At 70.4% G+C, this 19,746-nt stretch carries 6 protein-coding genes; 4 read left to right on the top strand and 2 right to left on the bottom strand.

Annotation, left to right across the window (positions count from 1 at the left end):
• The first annotated feature begins 270 nt into the window (after positions 1-270).
• From ACZ3KJ_RS33515 to ACZ3KJ_RS33505, 3 genes are all read left to right on the top strand, one after another.
• Positions 271-945 (top strand): recombinase family protein, encoded by a 675-nt coding sequence (locus ACZ3KJ_RS33515; RefSeq protein ID WP_467532569.1) that lies wholly within the window; start codon positions 271-273, stop codon positions 943-945.
• Positions 946-1,052: 107 nt separating this feature from the next.
• The gene (locus ACZ3KJ_RS33510; protein WP_467532567.1) at positions 1,053-1,430 is read left to right on the top strand and encodes a hypothetical protein; all 378 of its coding nucleotides are present in this window, start codon (positions 1,053-1,055) and stop codon (positions 1,428-1,430) included.
• Positions 1,431-1,457: 27 nt separating this feature from the next.
• The gene (locus ACZ3KJ_RS33505) at positions 1,458-1,961 is read left to right on the top strand and encodes a hypothetical protein (protein WP_467532566.1); all 504 of its coding nucleotides are present in this window, start codon (positions 1,458-1,460) and stop codon (positions 1,959-1,961) included.
• Positions 1,962-2,078: 117 nt separating this feature from the next.
• Here the strand turns inward: ACZ3KJ_RS33505 and ACZ3KJ_RS33500 are convergent, their stop codons facing one another.
• Positions 2,079-5,222, bottom strand: coding sequence for a Tn3 family transposase (locus tag ACZ3KJ_RS33500; protein WP_467532564.1), 3,144 nt, complete (start codon positions 5,220-5,222; stop codon positions 2,079-2,081).
• Positions 5,223-5,338: 116 nt separating this feature from the next.
• On the opposite strand from ACZ3KJ_RS33500, the gene ACZ3KJ_RS33495 reads away from it, so the two are divergent.
• A complete protein-coding gene (locus ACZ3KJ_RS33495; protein WP_467532563.1) occupies positions 5,339-5,788 on the top strand; it encodes a hypothetical protein in 450 nt (149 codons plus the stop codon).
• A 298-nt stretch (positions 5,789-6,086) separates the two neighbouring features.
• Here ACZ3KJ_RS33495 and ACZ3KJ_RS33490 read toward each other — a convergent pair whose 3' ends face one another.
• Entirely contained in the window at positions 6,087-19,448 is a 13,362-nt protein-coding gene (locus ACZ3KJ_RS33490; RefSeq protein ID WP_467532561.1) for an SNF2-related protein, read from the bottom strand.
• Positions 19,449-19,746 lie beyond the last annotated feature (298 nt).

The following is a 19,746-nucleotide window of genomic DNA, read 5'->3' as shown; positions in this document are numbered from 1 at the left end:
GGTCCGGCCCCGGGGATCACTGGAACCGTGGTTGGCGCTGAGATTGATCATGGTCGTCGTGGGCCTAGCGTGAAGATCAGACGAGGGGCTGGCCACCCTGCGTGATGCAGGCGGGGCTGTGCAGCCCGCAATCTTCCTCATCAAAGGGTGGTCAGGCGTTCTTGAAGCGCCAGGGTTTTTGAGGGAGTTCTTGAGGGGCTTGAACCCCCTTCGAGGGGTCTTCGGCCAACCCTCAGAAAACGTTGGTTACTTGAGGGCACACTGGCGTCCATGACCGCTCTGACTGACACGCTCGGACCCGCCGACAACCTCCTCGGTGCCTTCCCGCTCCACCCGAGTGAGATCCGGATCGGGTACGCGAGGGTCAGCACCGGATCGCAGCGGCTCGACCGGCAGATGGACGTCCTCACCGAGGCGAAGTGCCGCCGCATCTTCGCGGACAAGAAATCCGGCAAGAACGCACTGCGTCCGGAGTTGAAGGCGTGCCATGCCTTCCTCCAGGCCGGTGACACCCTTGTCGTCCCGAGCCTGGATCGCTACGGCCGCTCGCTTCAAGACCTGGTGAACATGGTTGCCGAGCTGCGCGAGCGCGGGATCGGCTTCACCTCGCTGCACGAGAGGCTCGACACTCTCACCCCCGGCGGCAGACTGATCTTCCATGTCTTCGCGGCGCTCGCTGAGTTCATCAGGGAGCTGATCGTCCAGGGTACGAACGAAGGCCTCGCCGCTGCGCGAGCCCGTGGCCGCGTTGGCGGCCGGCCCACCGTGGTCAACGAGGACCTGATCCGCAAGGCCCGCGACATGCTGCCCAACCCGGCAAACAGCGTGGAGTCGATCGCCAGGATCCTTGGTGTCTCCGTCGGCACCCTGTACAACCACGTCCCCGATCTCAAACAACTCCGGGTCTCCAGCGCCCCAGGGCAGTTGGAAGAACCCCGCGCATGAAAGGGCTTCGGGTAGTAGCGCTCATCCCGACCCCTCTGATGACGCGTCTCAAAGCGCCGACGGGACTACTCGCACCCATCGACCCAAACCCATGAAAAGGGGAACCCGTGGAAGACAAGAACGAACCCAGTACGACCTGGAACATCACAGGCTCGCAAGACTTCATCGCCGGTTCTCAACAGAACTTCATTCAGAACAACGTCCACAACACGGGATACAAACCGGAGGATGTGGCAAAGCTCGCTGAACTTATCAGGCGTAACGGGGACCTGCTGGGGCTGCCGGAGACTCAACGAGATGAACTGATTCAGGACGCCGAGATCCTTGAAGATGAGGCCACCAGCGCAAGCCCGGATGAGAGCAAGATTCGCGCGATCGGCCGGAGGATCAAGGAGTTGCTCGTATCGGCTCCTGCTGACTCCATGGTCCAGCAGATGCTTCTGTCGGCCTTTGACCAAGGCATGGGTTCAATGCTGGGCAGCTGAGAAGCCACACAAGCGAGGAGGAGTCACGTGGATCCCAGCATGCTGACCGACGACGAACTGGAACTTCTTGAGTTCCTCCACGAGAGGATGCGGCTACCCCTCCGGACCAATCCAACGCACCCCCTTGAGGATGACTGCTTTGAATGTCAACTTGAAGCTAAGCGGCCCCCTCTCCCAGTTCCTCCCGAGGGAAATCCCGCGTATTTGGATGATATCCCTGACGCCATTTCGGCGAGCGTTGAGTCTTTGGTAGCAAAGAATCTCGCCAGCATGACTACGGTGCGGGCCGGAAAATGGGGGATGTTCCCGTTTCCGGCTGTTCGACTCACCGATGCCGGGAAACAGCTCCATCGAGAGTATCTCAGGCAAAAACAGCAAGCGCAGCACGAGATGCGACTGCGGCGCGAGCAAGCGCGGCATGAGATGCAACTGCGGGGCGGCGTGACGAATGTATTCAACATTCACGATTCTCACGGATTCATTGCGGGTTCACAGCAGGATTTCATCCAGGAAAACCACGACGATTCCTGACGGCAAGCGACAGAGGAATTACCGGCCCGGATCAGGCTCACCGCTTCACCGGCCGCCCCAGTGCCGGGCTGGCCTCACCTTGCGGCATGCGCGGGGCGGGCCCAGGAACCGGCCCAGTCAGGTCTCGTCCTCGTCGTCCAGTCCGGCCCCGGCCGGGTCGCGCAGCGGGCGCAGGCCGCCGCCGGCCGGGATGGCGACCCGGAAGCTGTAGCGGCCCAGTACGTTGAGGTTCGCGTGGCGCAGCGGGGAGAGCCGGGCCACGTCCTCGTCCAGGACGTCGTGCTCGCGCTGGTCGGGGGGCAGTGCCCGCAGCTGCTCGACGGAGGCGTCCAGGTAGCGGGTGGTCCACAGCACGGCGGCGTTGAGGACCAGGCCGAGCGCGCCGAGCTGGTCCTCCTGCCCCGTCCGATACGCCTGCATGATCTGCCCGCGCTTGCCGTGGCAGATCTCCCGGGCGAGCTTGTGCCGGGACTCCTGCACCGTGAGCTGCCGGTTCATCTGCCGCCGGTAGGTGTCGTCGACCGGGTCGACCACGCGCAGCAGGTGCAGGGTTTTGGCGATCCGCCCGTACTCGGCGAACGCGGTGCCCAGCGGGGTGGGGCGTCCCTCACGGCCGAACATCCGCAGCAGGTCGTACGCCCGCACCTGCCCGGTCACCAGGGAGCCGGCCACCCGCAACATGTCGGGCCAGTGCGTGACCACCTTGTTCAGGTTGACTTTGTTGCAGGCCAGCGGCTCCAGCGGTCCGTACCTGCCGGAGTCCACTCCGGGCATCTCCGCCCGCCAGAACCGCTGGTCCGCCAGGTCCTTGAAGCGAGGCGAGAAGTTGTAGCCGAGCAGCGAGAACAGCCCGAACACCATGTCGGAGTAGGAGGCATTGTCAGTGGCGACCATCTCCGGCTTCACCCCGGCGTCCAGGTTCAGCAGGGTGTCCAGAACGTGCAGGGAGTCGCGCGGGGTGCCCGGCACGACCATCTGCCCGATCCCGGCCACCTGGTCATTGATCGCGTTCAGCCAAGTGATCCCGCGTTTGAAGTGGTAATACTTCGGCGATGGCCCGGCGTTGATCGTCCGCTTGGGCACGACGAACCGCAACCCGTCCACCGAAGCGAGCAGGCCCTCGCCCCAGTGCTCCACGATCGGCACCCGCCCCTGGGCCTCGATCAGCTTCGCGTTCGCCGCGGCGATGGTCTCGGCGCGCAGGTAGTACTGGTCGACGTGCACCAGCCTCGCCCGCGTGAGCGCCTCGTCGTCCGGGTCGATGACCGGGGTGTAGCCGATGTTGCACGCCTCGGCGACTAGCAACGCGACCAGGGAAGTCTTCAGGTTCTCCATACGGGTACGGCCGTCGCCCAGGTGCACGAAGGCATCCAGGAACCCGGTCCAGGAGTCGACCTCGAACAGCAGGTCCGGCAGGTCGATCTTTGGGAGCATTGCCGCGGTGGTCTTGCGCAGCCAGCGCAGCGACGGGGACTCGCCGACCGCGCCGAGCCGGTCCACGTTCAGCTTCAGCCGGCCGTTGGGCTGCACTTCGAAGCTCAGCTTCGCGTCCTGTCCGGCCTCCTCCAGCCGCTCGGCCATCAGCTGCCAGGCCACATCCAGCGCACGCACCCGCCCGGCGAGGTGCTCCTCGACGGGCTCGTCCAGACTCAGACCGTGCAGGACGTCCTCGGCGACGGCCTCCCACTGCTTACCGTCCAGCAGCCTCGCCCGCGGGTCCGCCCATCGGTTCGAAGGTGAGGCGAACACATCCCGCCGATTCAGCGCCCGGTAGAGCTGCTCCAGCACGCACACCACGTACGCGTCCCGGTCCACCGCCCCTTCGGGCAGCTCCGGGTTTGAGTACACCGCCCGCTTCCACGCCGGCGGCACCAGCTTCTGGTCGATCTCGCGCGGCAGCAGCGGCTTGACCTTCACCTTCCGCCGCGACAGTGCCGGGAGCCGCTTGACTGCCTCCAACACCCGCTTGCCGCCGGAGGCCGCCCCCAGCGCTGGCGACTCCCCGAGCAGCGATAGGAACGGGCGGACGGTGTTGTAGCGGCTGGCCAGCAGGCTCCGCATCTCCGCCTCGGCCTCCTCGTCCGTAGGCCCGATCAGCTCCTCCAGGAGAGCGGAGGCGGCCATCACCTCCTGGCGCGGCCCGATCTCCGTTTCCAGCGCCCGCCACATCGCGCCCGCGTCCAGGTCGACGCCGTGCTCGACGACCAGGTCCAGATGCTGGCTCCACAGCCGGACCACCCCATCGAGCATCCTGGACGCCTTTGCCACCCGAGGGCGTGCCGCGACCCAGTCCCGGTCCGTGGCCCGCCGCGCGGCACTGATCAGCTTCACCTGCATAAGCAGCGAGAACAGGTCCAGCGCGTCGTCGATCGCCGACGCCTCCAGGTGCCGCACCACCGACGTCAGCAGCGCGGTGCGCTTCGGCTCCGGCGTGCGCTCCAGGATCGGCGCCTTCGAACCCAGGCCGACCCGCGCCAGCGTCGCCAGACGGTTCGGCGGCACCTGGTCCAGCTTCATGCGGCCGAGCCGGAACGCGGAGATCTCATCCGCGCGCTCCAGGGCCTTCGCCATGCCCGAGCCCGTCGTCCGCGTCGGCGGCCGGCGCAGCCGCTCCAACTCCGAGATGCGGCGCCCCTCCGGAACGTCGAGCAGGGCCACCAGGTCCGCCGCAAGCTGCGCGTCCACACGACGCGCGGCGCCCGCCACCGTCGCGTACAGCCGCTTCTCCGCTACCTGCCGCACGGACGCGACCTGCTTGGCCAGCACACTCACGCCAGGCAGCAACACTCGATGGCGCCGCAGCCAGCCCACCGCCTGGTTGAACAGCGCCACCGGCCCCTCGGCGGCCGTCCACGCCCGCCCGTGCAGGAACGTACGGAACTTCCGGCCGCACGCCGGGTCCTCGAACGGGTGGTAGCCGTAGGCGTCCCGGATCTCCCACGCATGCTCGTACGCCGTCTTCGACCGCTCGGTGTACCGCTTCACCACCGACGGGTCCTCGATCCGCAGCTGCGCGGCAAGATGCTCGATGACCGGCCACGGCACGTCCAGGGGATCGTCCACCAAGAACCGGCCGACGTACCGAACGGTGCACATCTGCACCGCAAACCCAAGCTGATGGGCCGTCGTACGCCGCAGCGCAATCAAGTCCCGGTCCACGTCGTCCAGGAAGAAGAACCGCTCCAGCTCCGGCCGAGTCGGCTCCTCTACGAACTGCCCGTACGCCGCAGCCTGCTCATCAGTCAGAAATTCCACCGGCACCCGGCGGACGCTAGACGCCTCTCACCAGCGGCCGACGAGCTTCCCCAGAAACCCGACGCAGCACCCGGCCGTGTGCTAGCCAACCATGATCAACCTCAGCGCCAATCACGGTTCCATTGATCCCCGGGGCCGTGGTCGTGCGCGAGCGCACCGCCCGCGACACACGCCCGGCCGTGCTGCTCTACGTCGGCGACTTCGACGCCTCGGGCGCCGACATCGAGCGCGACTGGGTGGCGCGCACGAACTGCTGGAGCCGTGTAGAGCGCGTCCTGCTCACCCATGACCAGGTGCGCGAGTACGAGCTTCCCCCGGCGGCCGGCAAGGCCGGAGACCCACGGTGGCCGCGCTTCGCCAGCCGATACGGGCTGGACGCGTCCCGGCCGGTGCAGTGGGAGGTCGAGGCCTTGGAGCCGGTTGAGCTTCAGCGCCTGGTCCTCGCCGCCGTCGCCCCGTACATCGACCAAGCGGTACTCGCCGACCGCATCGCGGAGGAAGAACGGCAACGCAGGCAGCTCCGGGCATTCACCGACGGGTGGCCTGCCAACGGCGCACCGCGCGCTAAGTGACTCCCAAACTCATGGACACTGATCAAGTGGCACGGCCGCGCAGCGACTCCCGTTCTTGTCCGTCGACATCGAACCCAGTCCGCGGCCGTTCTTGACATCCAATCCAGTCGTCGCAGGTCATGGGGCTCGCAGCAAGGCCAATGCCACGAGGCCGCATTGACACCGAAGTTAGTCCGCGCAGGTCAGCGCCTCGCGGTCGACCGACTTCGCTGTCAACGGACAGTTCTCACCGACACAGCCACCCGGTGCGGCTCCGGGCGGGTGACCATGGCCAGAGCCGCCCGGAGAACACTCGCGCCTACCGCTGGGTGGGCTTGTGGGCCTGCTGCTGTTCGGCGCCGCCCCTGCGAAGGTGTCCGGCCTGCTCGGTGCCGTCGGTGGGCTTCTTCACTCCTCGCTTGGAGGTGGTCGACCGGCCCCGGGCGGCCGCCGTAGACACGCGCCGGGTGGCACCAGGCATGGGCCGGTTCAACGCCTCACCCATCTTGCGCATCGCCGGGATGTCGACTGCGGCCGTGGACGGGGGCGGTGTGCTGCCGCCGCCGTGTCGTGGACCGCGATACTCGAGGGCCGCGTCTCCCAGCCGGAGCAGCGCGACGGCGCTCGGCAGTTCCCGACGCTGTTCCGTACTGCGGTCGTCGTCCCGCCGGAGCCGGTCCGCACCGGCCTGCGCCCACTCGGCGACCTTCTCGCATACGCGCAGCGAGACGCGGCGGAAGAAGTCGGCGACGCGGCCGTCACTCGACAGCTTGTCGAAGTGCTCGCCCGCCCGCTTCTTGATGACGCTCACCAGGTGGCTGAACGCACCACGGACCGTCTGGATCTGCTGCCACTCCGGCAGGTTCTGAAGAGTCGAGGCGTGGGCGTCGCTCTGCCGCAGAGCCGTGTTCACCGCGTCCGCCTCCTTCTTCGGGTCGCGGCCCCTCTCGCCCCACTCGCCGGAGGACGGTGCGGCCGCGGGCGGTGCCGCCGGAGCGGGCTGCATCGAAGCGGCCGGCGGCACCTCGGGAGCGGGCTCGACTGTGGAGACGGCGTCGGCGAGCATCTGCTTCAGCCGGGCCAGTTCCGCATGCACGTCGGCAAGCAAGTCGCTGCCTGTGCCCTTGTCGGCGGGGACGGATGCGTTCCAGGCGTCCTGGACGGCCCGGAAGTCGGCGAGGATGTCGACCGGCCGGGCCTCCGGCTCGTCGGTGTTTGCCGGGCCGGTCCACAGCGGCAGCTCCCCAGTGGGTGCCGGAGTAGAAGGCTTCACAGTCTCGGCGGGGGCCTGAGCAGCAGTCCACCGGTTCTCGGGCATCACGGGCCTGGCGGTGGTGGCCGTCTCGGGCTCCTTCGCTGCTTCGGGTTGCGGGGTGGCAGGCACTTCGCTCCTGGTGACATCAGCGGCCCGCTCCGGGGCCGACACCGGCACGGGCAGGGTACGCAGCTGCTCGTAGGCGACGGGCGCGGCCCGCTCCAGCACCTGATCCCGTAGGCCTCTCCCGTGCCCGAGATAGGTCCACAGCAGGTGCTCGGACCCGCCGTCGGCGACCAGGGCGTCGGAGGCCTGCGCGAACCGGGTCGTGAAGTCTTCCAGGCCGAGGCTGTGAGCGGCACGGATCAGGTCGTCCTGTTCGGTGGCGGCCTGTGCCAGCCAGTCCGCGAGGGCCTCCATCTCCGGGGCCATGGCATCACGCAAGATGTCGCGCACCCCGAGGACGAGGATCTGGCGCGCGCCGTCGGTGTTCCAGACGGGGGCTAGCGGGCCCTGAGGGAGGTACGCGGCGAGCCATGTCTGCGTCTCCTCGTAGGACACCAGCTGCTCCGCCCGCTGGGCCGGACGCCTCAGCATGGGCACTTCCACCGTGACCGGCAGGTCGTTCACTGTGGCGCCCGGCAGGCTGAGGGTGGTCGAGGCGCCCTCGGTGCGCACCTCGGCGACCACCTGTCCGTGGCTGGCCTCCCGCAATGCGAACGTGACGACGGGGCCGCGTACTGGTTCCACCGTGGCGGACAGGTCCGCGCCTGTGCCCTTGTCGGCGGGCACGTGATCGTCCCGCGCCTCCTGGACGGCCGCGAAGTCGGCGCCGGCGTCGAACGGGAGGTCCTCTCCCGGGTCGAAGGCGGAGGGTTCCGCCGGGCCGGTCAACAGGTCGGTCTCCGGCTCCGCTGCGGCGGGCGGCGCGGATTCGGCGGTCCCGGGCCGGTCGGCGCGGCTCTCGCGCTGCGTGATGTCGGCCGGGCGCTGCTGTTCCTCGCCCGTCTCGGCGGCGCCGTCCGGGCCGGGTGCGTCGGCAGGCTCGGGCGGCTCCGCCGTCGGGGCGGGCGCCGGGTCCGGGGCGGGGTCGGGCGTTGGCGCCGGGGCCTGCTGTGCGCTGTCGTCCCGGGCGGGCTCGGTCGACGCGGGGGCGGCGGCCGCGGCCTCCTGCCGTTCGGCGGCCGCACGTTCGGCCACCATCGCGTCCAGGGTGGCCTGGAGGCGTGCTTGCAGGCGCGTGGTCTCGTGCAGCAGGTTCAGGAGTGGGAAGGCCAGGTGCTGACGCTCATCGAGGGCGGGGTCCACCGGCAGCGCGGCCCCCCAGGCGTTGACCGCCTCCTGAACCGCAGTGAGGTTCGAGGCCATCTGCCGCGAGCCGTGGTACTCAACGTCGGCGGCACCGAGCCGCCCGAGCTGGGTGCTCAGGGCCTGGAACTGGGGGTTCTGTCCGTAGTCCGGGGTCACCCGGGCGGCCGCCACGGTGATGGTGCGCAGGTGCTGATCGCTGGCGGAGCGCAGTTCGCCGCGCAACACGTCCGCCCGCGAGAGCGGCCCCCGGGCATCGGCCGCGACCGGCAGTTCGCCGTACGACTCCCCGGTGATGACCGCGAACATCACCGCGCCCTGGTGCGCCGCGTCCAGCGGTGAGCCGTTCAGTTCTGTGACGTCGGCGGGCATGCCGTCGACCGTCATCCGGGCGAACCAGCTCCCGGAGGCAGACAGTCGGATGGCGGCGATGGTGGCCTCGCCGTACCGCAGCTCGCCCTCGCGGGGGCCCTCGCCTTCCACGCTGGTCAGCAGGAGCTGATACCGCGCGTCGGTAGCGAGCGGGAACGTCTCGGTGAAGTTCCGAGGCGCGGGCGGGTCTTCGATGTCCACGGTGGACTCGGCTACCTCCTGTGCGGGGGCTTCCGCCGGGAGGTCTTCCACGGGCGGGTCGACGGCCGGGACGTCCGTCGCGACGGAGGTGGGTACCGGCTCGTCTGCCACTGCTTCCTCCTGGTCTTGCTGGTCGGGGTCCTCGTCCGCGTCGTCCGGCGCGGCCGCCTCAGCGGGTGATGCGTCGGGGGCGGCCGGGTCCTCTCCGGCCGCCAGGTCGGGAGCGGGGGCGGCGTTCTCGTCGGCCCCGCGGAGCGTGAGTTGTCCGTCCTCGGCGGCCGCGTCCTCCGCCGGCGGCTCCGGTGCGATGGTCTCCGGGGCCTCGGTCCATGTGCCGTCGCGGAAGACGTAGCCGGTCTGCCGCTTCGAGGCATGGGCCCTCACCCACGGCATGATCTCGTTCGGATCATCGAACCGGCGCAGCCGCTTGGGGGACATGGTGTCCGGCTCATCGTTCGACGCGACGGCCCACTTCGTGCGCCGGTACTCGATGGAAGGCAGGAACAGCAGGTAGCTGGTGCCCGGAAGGGTGATCTCGTAGCGGCCGTCCCAGTGACCCCGGTACGTCAGGCTCTCCCCGTCGACCAGGTGCAGGCTGTACTCGCCCGACGACTCGGTGCCGGACGCCGTGGTGTCCTCCGGGGTGGCCGGCGGGGCGGGTGCCTCCGGAGTCGTGGCGGTGAACAGGTCCAGTTGTTCCCTGTCCGAGTCACCGGGCGCGCTCTGCGTCTCCGCCGGTTCCGGGAGGCCGGGTTCGGGCGCCGCCTCGTGCGGCGGCATGCCGAGGTGCGCCCGCCGCTCCTGGTCCGATGCCCTCGGCTCGCCGGGAGCACGGAAGGGCTGTTCCTGCCAGGCCAGATCCGCGTGCGGCCCGAGGTCGGCGGGCTGCAACACGGTCTTGACGTCTCCGGTCGAGCCGGACTGGACGTGGATGCCGTCGGCCCCGATCGCCGTGACCTTCATCCAGAAGCCCTCGGACTCGGGCACGTGCTGGTGCCGGGAGCGGACGTAGTCGCCCACCGTCGGCCGCCATCCCGCGCCGCCCGGGTAGAGGATCTCGTCCACCGCGTCGTGGAAGCGGCGCGCAGCAGCCTTGAGCGGCTGGAAGTCGGCATGCGCGCTCTCCCGGAACCGGGCCCAGATCGCGTGACTGCGCGCCGTAGCGAGGTGGCCGTCTCCCTCGGTGAGCCGACCGGCCTCGTAGTGGGCCTGGGCCCGGTCCCAGGCCTCGCGCGCCCGGACGATGGCGCTGGTGGTGCTGCGGCTCTGAAGAGCGTCGCGGATGCCCTCCGCTGCGGTGAGCGCTTCTTCGGCTTCGGCCAGCGGCGCGGCAAGCGTCGGGGCTGCCTGCTCCGGCTCCGGTGCCCGGACTCGCTCGCGCGCCCACTCCAGCACGCCGTCCCACTCCACGTAACGGGCGCTCGTGCCGTCCGGGGCGGTGACCTCCAGGCGGTGGCCGTCCTCGCCGGGCTGGCCCTGCTGGTAGACCATCTCCACCTGGTAGTCGGTGCCGCTGACGGTGATGTCCCAGCGCGGTCCGTGCTCGAACGGGGCGCCGTGACGGCGCGGCCCGTTGGGGTAATGAGCGTTGATGCTCTCGCCCTCATGGAGCGCCACCTTGCTGGAGCGGTAGCCGAAGAACACCCAGTCGTCGCTGTCGTTCGGGTGGCTCTCTGCCGTGCGGCCCAGGGCCGCCCGCTCGGCCAGCTCGTAGCCGGAACTCGTGGAGATGCCTGTGCCCTGGGCGATGCCGTGCAGATCCCGCAGGACGAACCCCCGGTACCCGCTGGCGGTTTCCTGCGCGAGGCGGTACCGCTTGCCGGTGGGCTGGTGGACGTAGGTCCACTCGTTCTCGGCCGTGCGGCTCCCGGTGACGTCACCCTGCGCGTACGGACTCGGCACGATGCGGCGGCCGGCGCGCCGGGCCTCGGCGAAGGTGGCGAGGCGCTGGTACTCCGTGTAGGACAGGCCGGTGGTCAGCTCGACACAGCTCCCGCACTCGGCGGCCATGGCGCCGCCGTCCTCGGTCCGTGTGTGCCAGCTCCACACCATTGTGTAGCGATCGGTGTCGGGGGTGCCGCACCGGTCGCACTCGCCGTGACCGGCGTGCCCGTACACGCCCAGGCGTCCGTCCTCCGGGCTGCCTTCGGCGCCGGGGTGGATGGCGGGTTCCCTCCGGCTGGTCTGCCGGCGGCTGCCGGGTCGACTCGCGGGCGCCGGGGCCTCCGGCGTCCCGCTGGGGAAGAGGTCGAGCTGTGTCTCCTCGTCTTCGGCTTCGGCGTCCTGGGATTCCGCACCGGTCGGCCCGGGAGGCGCTTCCGCCGTGAGCGCGGGGTCCTGGGCCGGGGTGTCTGGTGCCGTGTCCGCGCGGTCCTCGGGCTGCGGGTCGGCGGGTGCGCTCTCCGTTTCTGCGTCCGGTTCCGGGGTGCCGGTGTCGGCCGGCGCCGCGGGCTCTGCCTCGCTCCCGGCGGAGGGCTGTGCCTGGGTCGCTGCGGGCTCCGGGGCGGGGGCGGGTGCGTCCGCCGTCTCTTGCGGTGCGTCGGGCGTCTCCGGCCGGGGGCGGGGCTGGTAGGGCCCGGCGTAGGGGTCTGGCTCGCCGATCGGCGGGATGGTGGCCCGCCACCGGGCGGTGTCGTACACCTCGAACTCGAAGCGCTCGGCGGCGTTGCGCAGCACGCGGGTGGTGCGCCGTTCCTCCGTGGTGAAGCCGGGGAAGGCGTCGGCGGCGGCCTGCGCCGCGTCGCCGAGGGCCCGCATCTGCGCGGTGTTCAGGACGTACTTGCGGTGCGAGGCCACCCACTCCGGCGGCTCGATCGGGGTGCCGTCCGAGTAGGTGGCATCGAGCGCCAGGCGGCGCAGTTCCCGGACCTGAGCTGTGGTCAGCCGCACCTCGCGGGCGGCGTACTCGGCCGGGATGGGGCCGCGGTGTGCGGGTTCCTTGACCGCGTGCAGTTCGGAACGGATGCTCCCGGCGGCCCGGATCGCCGGGACGCCCGCCGAGGGCGGCAGCGCCTCGTGGTAGGGCATGTCGTCGGGGGCGCCGCCGCGTGCGTCCTGCGCCCACCAGTAGCGGCGGCCGTCGTCGCCAGTCCGGGCGCGGACCCAGCCGATGACTGCGCCGTCGGCGTCGACCACCGTGCCGTGCCCGGCTTCGGTGTCCAGGTCGACCAGCCGGTTGCCGTTGCCGTAGCGCAGCTCGATGCCCTCGGCGGTGGCGGCCTGCGCAGCGTCGGCGGCGTTCTGGCGCTCCTTCACCGCCCGTTCGGTGTTCTCGGGCCGAGCGGCCCCGTCGGGCCACTGGACCTCGCTGACCTGCCAGACACGGGTACCGGACTCGGTGGTGACGAGCACCAGGTCGCCGTCATCGGTGCCGATGACCCTGCCGGGCCCGTCCGGGGTCTGGACGACCGTCGCAGCGTCGGCAGCGGCGTCGGCGGCCGCAGCCGGCGGGGCGAACCTCTCACGCGCTTCGGCGAGTTCATCGTCGGTGGGCGGAGTGGTCTCGCGCAGTGCGGTGGCCAGGGCATTCAGCGCCAGGGCCGCCGACTGGTTGCGTTCATCGATCCGGAAATGGATCTCGCGGTCCAGGCTCCCGTAGCGCCAGGCAGGCTGGAACCTGGAGCGGTTGACCTTGTCGTGCGCCACGGCAGCGTCAATCCAGGCGGGCAGTTCCTCCCACAGGATCGTGGTGGAGACGTCGCCCTGCTCGATCGTCAGTCCGTCGGCGCGGGTCGACAGGTGTACGTCGCCGTCGCCGCGCACGGCGGGCGGCAGGTCGCTGCTGGTGGAGGCGTGGAAGGCCGTCGTCGGCGTCTGCCGCTGCTCGGCGATCCACTCCCGTACCCGGTCGCCGGGCAGGCGCTGTGGCTGCGTGCTGACCGGCTGGCGGTCGACCGTGACCGCGCTGACCAGTGTCTTGACCTGGTCCTCGCTGAGCACCGCCATGATGGCCCACCCAGGAGACTGGCGGATGCGCGCGGCCTGCGTGCTCTCGACCGTGGATTCGGCCGGTTCGGGCTGGGGCTCGGGCGCGGGTGCAGTCTGGTCCGGCCCGGCCAGGGGCGCGTTCTCCGGCTCGGCGGCGGTCGGCGGGGCGGCCTCCGTGGCGCCCGTGTCCGGCGCGCTCTCGCCGTCAGCGGCCTGTCCGGGAGCGTCGGCGGAGGCCTGCGCCGCGGGTTCCGGCGCGGACGGGGCGGCGGTGGTCTTCTGCTCAGCCTGCGGGGTGTCTTCCGCCTCCGAGTCGGGGTCGGGGCCGTTGTAGGTGTAGGGGACGCCCAGCCGCTCGAAGGCGACGCGCAGGCCGCGTACGGCCGTGTCGCGGTCCTCGAAGGGGGTGTCGCGCTGCTGGTACCACTTCTGCTGACGGCGCGACCACTTGAAGTCGCGGTCGTTCAGCGCGTCCCGGATGCGCTGGTCCCCGCCGCGAGGGGTATTGCGGACCTCAGTGCCCTCCGTGTCGTGGTTGATCACGATGCGGGCCGCGGCCGCATCCTCGGCTTCGGTCTGCGCCTCGGACGGCAGCTCGATGACCGTGCCGGGCGCGGCAAGGATCGCCTCCAGGTCGACCAAGAACAGCGGCTCGGTCTCCCCCTGGTACAGGGTGAGCAAGTCCAGGTTCAGGTTGGTCAGGACGTCGCTCTCCTGCTGGCGGCGCTCACCGACTTGGTAGTTGACCCACTCGTGGTAACTGACGCGGTAAGAGCCGCCGACACGCTCGGCGACCTTGCCGATCTGGTGGATCAGTTCGGGCAGCGGGTTGTCCGGCTCGTAGGAGAACCCGAAGCCGGGCCGGTCGATGTAAGCGACGACGTCCCGGCCGGACAGCTTGTGGCGCTGCAACAGCGGCTCGTAGTACCGCAGCACGGCCGCACACCGCGCCATGGCCGGGGAGGGGCCGGTGTGCTGCTCCGCCTCCGACTCCGGCTCCGGCTGTGGCTGTGGCGCCGGGGCCTCCGGTTCACCCGCGGCCGCCTCGGCGGCAGGCTCCGGCTGCGTGCCACCGATGTGCGTCACCGACACGCGGTCACCGAGGGCGTCGATCAGGTCCTGGAGCGGCGCGGTCTCCTCTGGCGCCGCTTCCTCCGGCGCGGGGGCCGGAATCTCCTGCGGAGCGGGTGCGCTGTCCGGCAGCAGGCGCGAGCTGTCGGGGACGGCGACGATCTGGCTGGGGTGGAAGCGGCGGGCCACGCCGTCGTCGTTGCGGCCGACGTAGTAGCCGTCTCTCGGGTCGGGGCGCCCCTCCACGGTGACGGTGCAGTAGTGGAGCTGGCGGTCCTCTGCGTACCGGCGCCATCCCGCGCGGACCCGGTCGCCGGTCACCAGCGTCACCGAGCCGTCGCTGAAGGGATGGTGCCCCTCGGGTACGGCCTCCTCGCTGGCGCCCGCCCACCAGTTGTCCTCAAGCGGGTCGGTGGGCGGGTCCTGCATGGAGGGTGCGGCGCCGCCAGAGGTCTCGGGCGTCACCGTCTCGGGGGACGGTCCTGCCTCGGGTCCGGGCGCGACGGGCTCGGGGGTGGCCTGTGCGGGCTCGGTGTCCGGGCCGGACGGGGCGGGGCCGGGCTGGTCCTGCGGTTCGGCCGGCGGGGTGTCGCCCTGCTGCTGCTCGGCACCGCTGGCAGTCCGCTCAGGGGATGGAGGCTCCGCGCTCCCGTCGGGGAAGAACGCATCGGCCAGGTCCTGGGCGAAGGCTTCCGCTGCGGTCTTCTCCGCATCGGTGGCGGCGTCGGTATCGTCGGAGCGGGTCTCGTTCTGGACCAGGCCCCGGGCCCGGGCCTGGATCTCGTGCTCGTCGGCGATGGACTTGCGCAGGCTGGCGATGTGCTCGCGCAGCGCTTCGAGTTCCTCGTTGACCTCTTCGGCCGCGTCCTCGTTGACGCTCGCAGCGCGTTCGACCCGCTCGGCGAGGGCGGCCTCCTTCTCGTTGGCGACGACGAGCTTGCCCAGGGCCTTCTCCTCCCGCTCCTTGGAACGGGCCTGGATGCGGTAGGGGTTCTCGTCCTTCGGGCGGAGGTTGGCGGCGATCTCTTCGCGGCGGCCGCGCAGGGAGGCGGCCGACTTCTCCAGCTTGTCGAGGTCGTCGTCCAGGTGGTTGAGGAAGTGCTCCAGCGACTGGATGGCGCCCTTGCCGTTGGACGGGGTGACGGAGGAGGCCTGCCACTGGGCACGGTCCTCGCGCTGGCCCATGGGCACGACGTGCCCCCAGGCGAAGCGCAGGCGCAGTTGGCGGCGGCCGCTGGCCCCGTAGGCGATCTCGGCGTGAAAGTCCTGCCCGCCGAAGGTACCGACCGGGACACGCTCGCCGGGCCGCAGGGACTGGTCCCCGGCGATGGCGGCCATCCGGGCCCCGAGCGCGTCCGCGGCCGCGTCGCGGCTGCGGTAGGTGGCGTCCTCCACGGTCATCGCGAAGGCGTCGCCGGTGGTCGGACGCCGGTTCGGTGCCGCCGCCCGCATGCCCTCCAAGGCCGTGCCCGCGCGGGCGAGGAAGTCGTCGATGTCGCTGAGCTGCTGCGTGCGGGTGTCCTGCTGGCGGTCCCAGCTCCGGGCAAGCCCCTGGAGCCGGGCGCGTTCGGCCGTGGCCTCGGCGAGTTGCAGGATCGCCGGGTCACCGGAGGCCAGGGCGGAGAGCATGCCGAGGTTGATGGCGTCGGCGCCGATGTCCTCGATCTCGCGGGCGGAGAAGTCCTTGCGCTGGATCTGGCCGATGAACCTCGCCTTGCGGGCAAGGGTGGTCAGCCGAAACTCATCGAAGGTCCGCTCGGTGATGTAGTACAGGATGCGGACGTCGTCGGGGGTGTTCTCGATCCACGGGGCGTTGAGGTTGCCGCGCCGCTCGATCCGGCCGTCACGCTGGGCCATGTCTGCTGGCCGCCACGGGTAGGACAGGTGGTGCAGCGCGACCGCCCTGTCCTGGATGTTGGTCCCGGTGCCCATTTTCTGCGTGCTTCCGATCAAGACGCGGACGCGTCCGGCACGGCAGTCGGCGAACAGCTTCTCCTTCTTGCGGTCGGTGCCCGCCTCGTGGATGAAGCGGATGGACTCGCGCGGCATCCCCCGCTGCACCAGTTCGTCGCGCAGGTCCGCGTAAAGGTCGGCGGCATGCTTGGCGGTGCTGCCCGGGGTGCCCTCGTCGAGGAAGACGAGCTGGAGGCCGCCGGGCAGTTCCTGCGGGGTCGGGTCGTCCCCGGAGACCGGGTAGACGATGTCCTTCGTCTCCTGCCAGATCTCCGCGATCTTCTCGGCCGCGTACGGGATCTTGCTGCCCATCTCCTTGCTGCCGCCGAGGCTGCGCATGTCGGTGGCGGCAGCGTCGGCGAGTTCGGCGACCTTGGTCATGTCCAGCACGCGCCCGCCGTACACCGGGTCGTCGCTCATCACCTGGTCGGTGGTGACGTTCAGGCCGAGGTTGCGCAGGGCCTCGGTGGCGTCGACCAGGTCCAGATCGACGGAGGCGCGCAGGCCTTCACCGAGGGCCTTAAGGACGCCGCCGGGCTTGCGCACCCAGGGCTTGTGCGGCAGTTCCTTGATGAACTGCCGCTGCGCCGGCGTGGGCGGGATGAGGATGGTCTCGCCGCGCTGCCCGTCCTCGTTCTCCCGGACGGGCGGGGTGGGCAGGTCGAGGTCTTCCGCCATCTGTACGTCGGCGAACGTGCGGTAGGCGGCCATCAGCTCGGGGACGTTGAAGAAGCGGCTGAAGCGGGCCTTGTACTTGTAGCCGTCGCCCTTGGGGTCGGGCTCCAGTTGGCTCACGACCTCGCCGAAGGTGGCTGCCCAGTTGTCGAAGGCGTCGAGCCCCATCTCCTCCAGGAGTTGCGGGGCGAGGTAGCGCTTGAGGACGTAGGCCTCGGTCACCGAGTTGGCGATCGGGGTGCCGGTGGCGAGGGTCGCCACGCGCTCGGAGTCGTTGTTCGCCCGCAGGTAGTCGAGCACCATGTGGAGCTTGGTGGCCTTCGCCGAGCCCTGGATGGCGGCGCCGGGGATCGCCGAGACCGTGCGCAGGTTCTTGAACTCGTGTGCCTCGTCCAGGAACACGTAGTCGATCCCGGTGTCCTCCAGGAACACGCCGATCTCGTCGTCCATGGAGTCGATCTGCTGCTGGAGCTTGGCCTCAGCGTTGGCCAGGGACTCTTCGATCTGCTTGACCGTGTTGCGGTGCATCCCCGCTTCGGCGGCGACGTCGAGCTGGTCGCGCAGCGACTTCATCTCACGGTCGAGATAGGCGCGCATGTTCTCGGGCCGCAGCGGCACCCGGGTGAAGGCCTCGTGGGTGAGGATCACGGCGTCCCACTCGCCGCCCGCGATCCGGCCCATGAACTTCGCGCGGTTCTTCTTGCTCAGGTCGCTCGCGGTGATCGCCAGGATCTTGGCGTTGGGGTACAGCTGCCGGAACTCGCGCGACCACTGCTTGAGCATGTGGTTGGGCACGATGATGCACGGCTTGGTCGCCAGGCCGGTGCGGCGCAGCTCCATCGCGCCGGCGGCCATGGTCGCCGTCTTGCCCGCGCCGACGACGTGCGCGAGCAACGCCGTCGGTTCGTTGACGATCCGGCGGATCGCCGCGTTCTGGTGCTCCTTCATGTTCCAGTCGCTGATCAGCCCGGGAAGGGTCAGCGCGGAGCCCGAATACTCGGGCAGCACCATGTTGTTGAACTGCTCGTTGTAGATCTTCGCGAGGCGGCCCGCGCGGGTCTCGTCGTCCCACACCCAGTCTTCGAAGGCCTCCGCGATCAGCTTGGCCTTCTCCTGGGCCGCGTCGGTGGCCTCCTTGTCAACGTAGGTGTGTCCCTCACGGTCGCGATAGGTGACCTGGATGGTCGACTCGGTCTGCCGCAGCAATGCGGTGAACAGGTCCTGCGTGGGCCGGGAGCCAGTGCCCCACTCGGTGCGCGCCAGGTCGCCGTTCTTGGCGCCACGGACCTCCCACACGGTGCCACCCGCGTGCAGCACGCTGGCGTCTTCGAAGCCGAGGTGGGCGAGGAAGTCGTTGTACGTCTCGACCGGAATCCACGGGGCGCCGATCTTCGCTTTGATCTCGGAGGGCGCCAGGTCGGCGGGCTGGACCCGTTCCAGGGCGGAGACGTTGCCCTGGAACGTCGGGTCCTCAGCGGCCCGCTCCCGGGCAGCCCCGAGCTTGGTGCGGACGTTGCCGGACAGGTAGCGGTGCCGGGGCTCCCAGGCGTCATTCTGGAGGGGGTCGCGGTAAGCGAGCCCGGCGTCCGCGCACTGCGCGGCCGCGCTCTCCTCGTCCAGCCCCAGGAGGCTGGCGACCCTGCTCATGTCCAGGCGGCCGCCGTCGTACTCCATCGCCAGGGCGATGGCGTCCTCGTGGCTGTTCGCGCGGGACGGCAGGATGCGCGGCTCCAGGACACGAGTCAGGAGCACCTTCTGCTCGGTGCCCTTACCCGTCGCTTCGTCCCACTCCTCCAGGCCGAACAGCAGCGAGGCGTCGGGGTCGTCGTCAATCCAGGCGAACGCCGTGCGCTGCTTCCACGCCTCCGGGACTTCCTTCAGGCCCTGCGCCGTGGCCTGCGCGCGGGCCTCGGGCGGCGTGAACTTGTAGTGCTGACGCGGCTTGGTCAGCGGCGGGTGCTTCTTGCGGTAGTCCCGCCAGGCGACCCGCAGCTCCGCGCGGAGCGCCGCCAGTTGCGGAGTCTCGCCCGGCTCGGGGGTGTCCGCCTCCGCCGCGTACAAGGCCAGGGTCAGGCCCTTGAGGCGGATGAGCTGGACGAGCTGGTCGCGCTGGTCGGGGTGGATCTCCAGCGGGACCGGGCGGCCGCCGTCGATGATCGTGGGGTTGCCCTCGGCGTCGAGGCCGAGCGCGCCTTCGGTGCCGCCGGTGACGATCGTCTGCACCGGCTCGGTGCGCTGGTCGGCGGCCGCCGACAGGCCTGCGGCCCGGGCCTCCACCACGATGGCGGCGGCCGCGGCCGCCAGGGCTTCGGCCGGCGCCTGGTCGGTACGGCCGACCACGGTGACCTCCGGCCCCCACTCCCGGGAGCCCGCGCGCAGCTCGCCGAGCACATACTCGGGGTGGGCGTCGAAGTAGCTGTTGACCGCGAGTTCGTCGTCGTGGCCGGGCAGCACCCGCTTGCGGGAGGTCAGCCACGTCTTGTCCCCCGGCTCCTCGCCGGGCATCCGGCGCCGCAGGAACAGCACGTCGGTGACGACGTCCGTCCCGGCCGCCGCCGCGTGCGCCCGGGCGGGCAGACGGACCGCGCCGACCAGGTCGCCGAGCTGGTACATGCGCTCCCGGGCGTCCGGCTTCTCCGCGTCCATGGTGTAGCGCGAGGTGATGAGCGCGACGACGCCGCCCGGGCGGGTGGCGTACAGCGACTTCAGCACGAAGTGGTCGTGGATCGAGAGCGACAGGTCGGCGTTGTGGACCTTGTCGAACCGCTTGTAGCGGCCGAAGGGCACGTTGCCGACCACACCGTCGAAGCCGCCGTCGGCGAGCGGGACCTCTTCCAGGCCGCTGGTGATGATCTCGGCGTCCGGGTACAGGTGCCGGGCAATCGCCGCAGTGGTCGGCTCGACCTCAACGCCGGTCATCTGTACCGGGGTCGAGGTCAGGATCGGCGCGAAGCCGATGAAGTTGCCCGAGCCGGAGCCAGGTTCGAGGACGCGGCCGCCGGTGAAGCCGAGCCCGCGGACCGCGCCCCAGATCGAGCGGACCAGGTCGGCGTCGGTGTAGTGCGCGTTGATGGTGTTGCGGCGGGCCGCCGCCCACTCGTCCTCGGAGAGGAGTTCCCGGATCTGCTCGCGCAGGTCGCTGACGGCGTCCCAGCGCGCTACGGCCCGCTCGAAGGGCTCGTCCTCGTCCGGGCCGAACGCGGCCCGCGCCGGCCGC

Source organism: Streptomyces sp. NPDC003248 (assembly GCF_055563235.1).
The sequence above is the reverse complement of the archived record's forward strand: the minus strand, read 5'-3'. Positions and strand labels throughout refer to the sequence as shown.

Excerpts from the sequence above, each read along its gene's own strand:
- ACZ3KJ_RS33515 (WP_467532569.1), top strand. The coding sequence starts at position 271 with ATGACCGCTCTGACTGACACGCTCGGACCCGCCGACAACCTCCTCGGT.
- ACZ3KJ_RS33490 (WP_467532561.1), bottom strand. The coding sequence starts at position 19,448 with ATGACCGGCGTTGAGGTCGAGCCGACCACTGCGGCGATTGCCCGGCAC.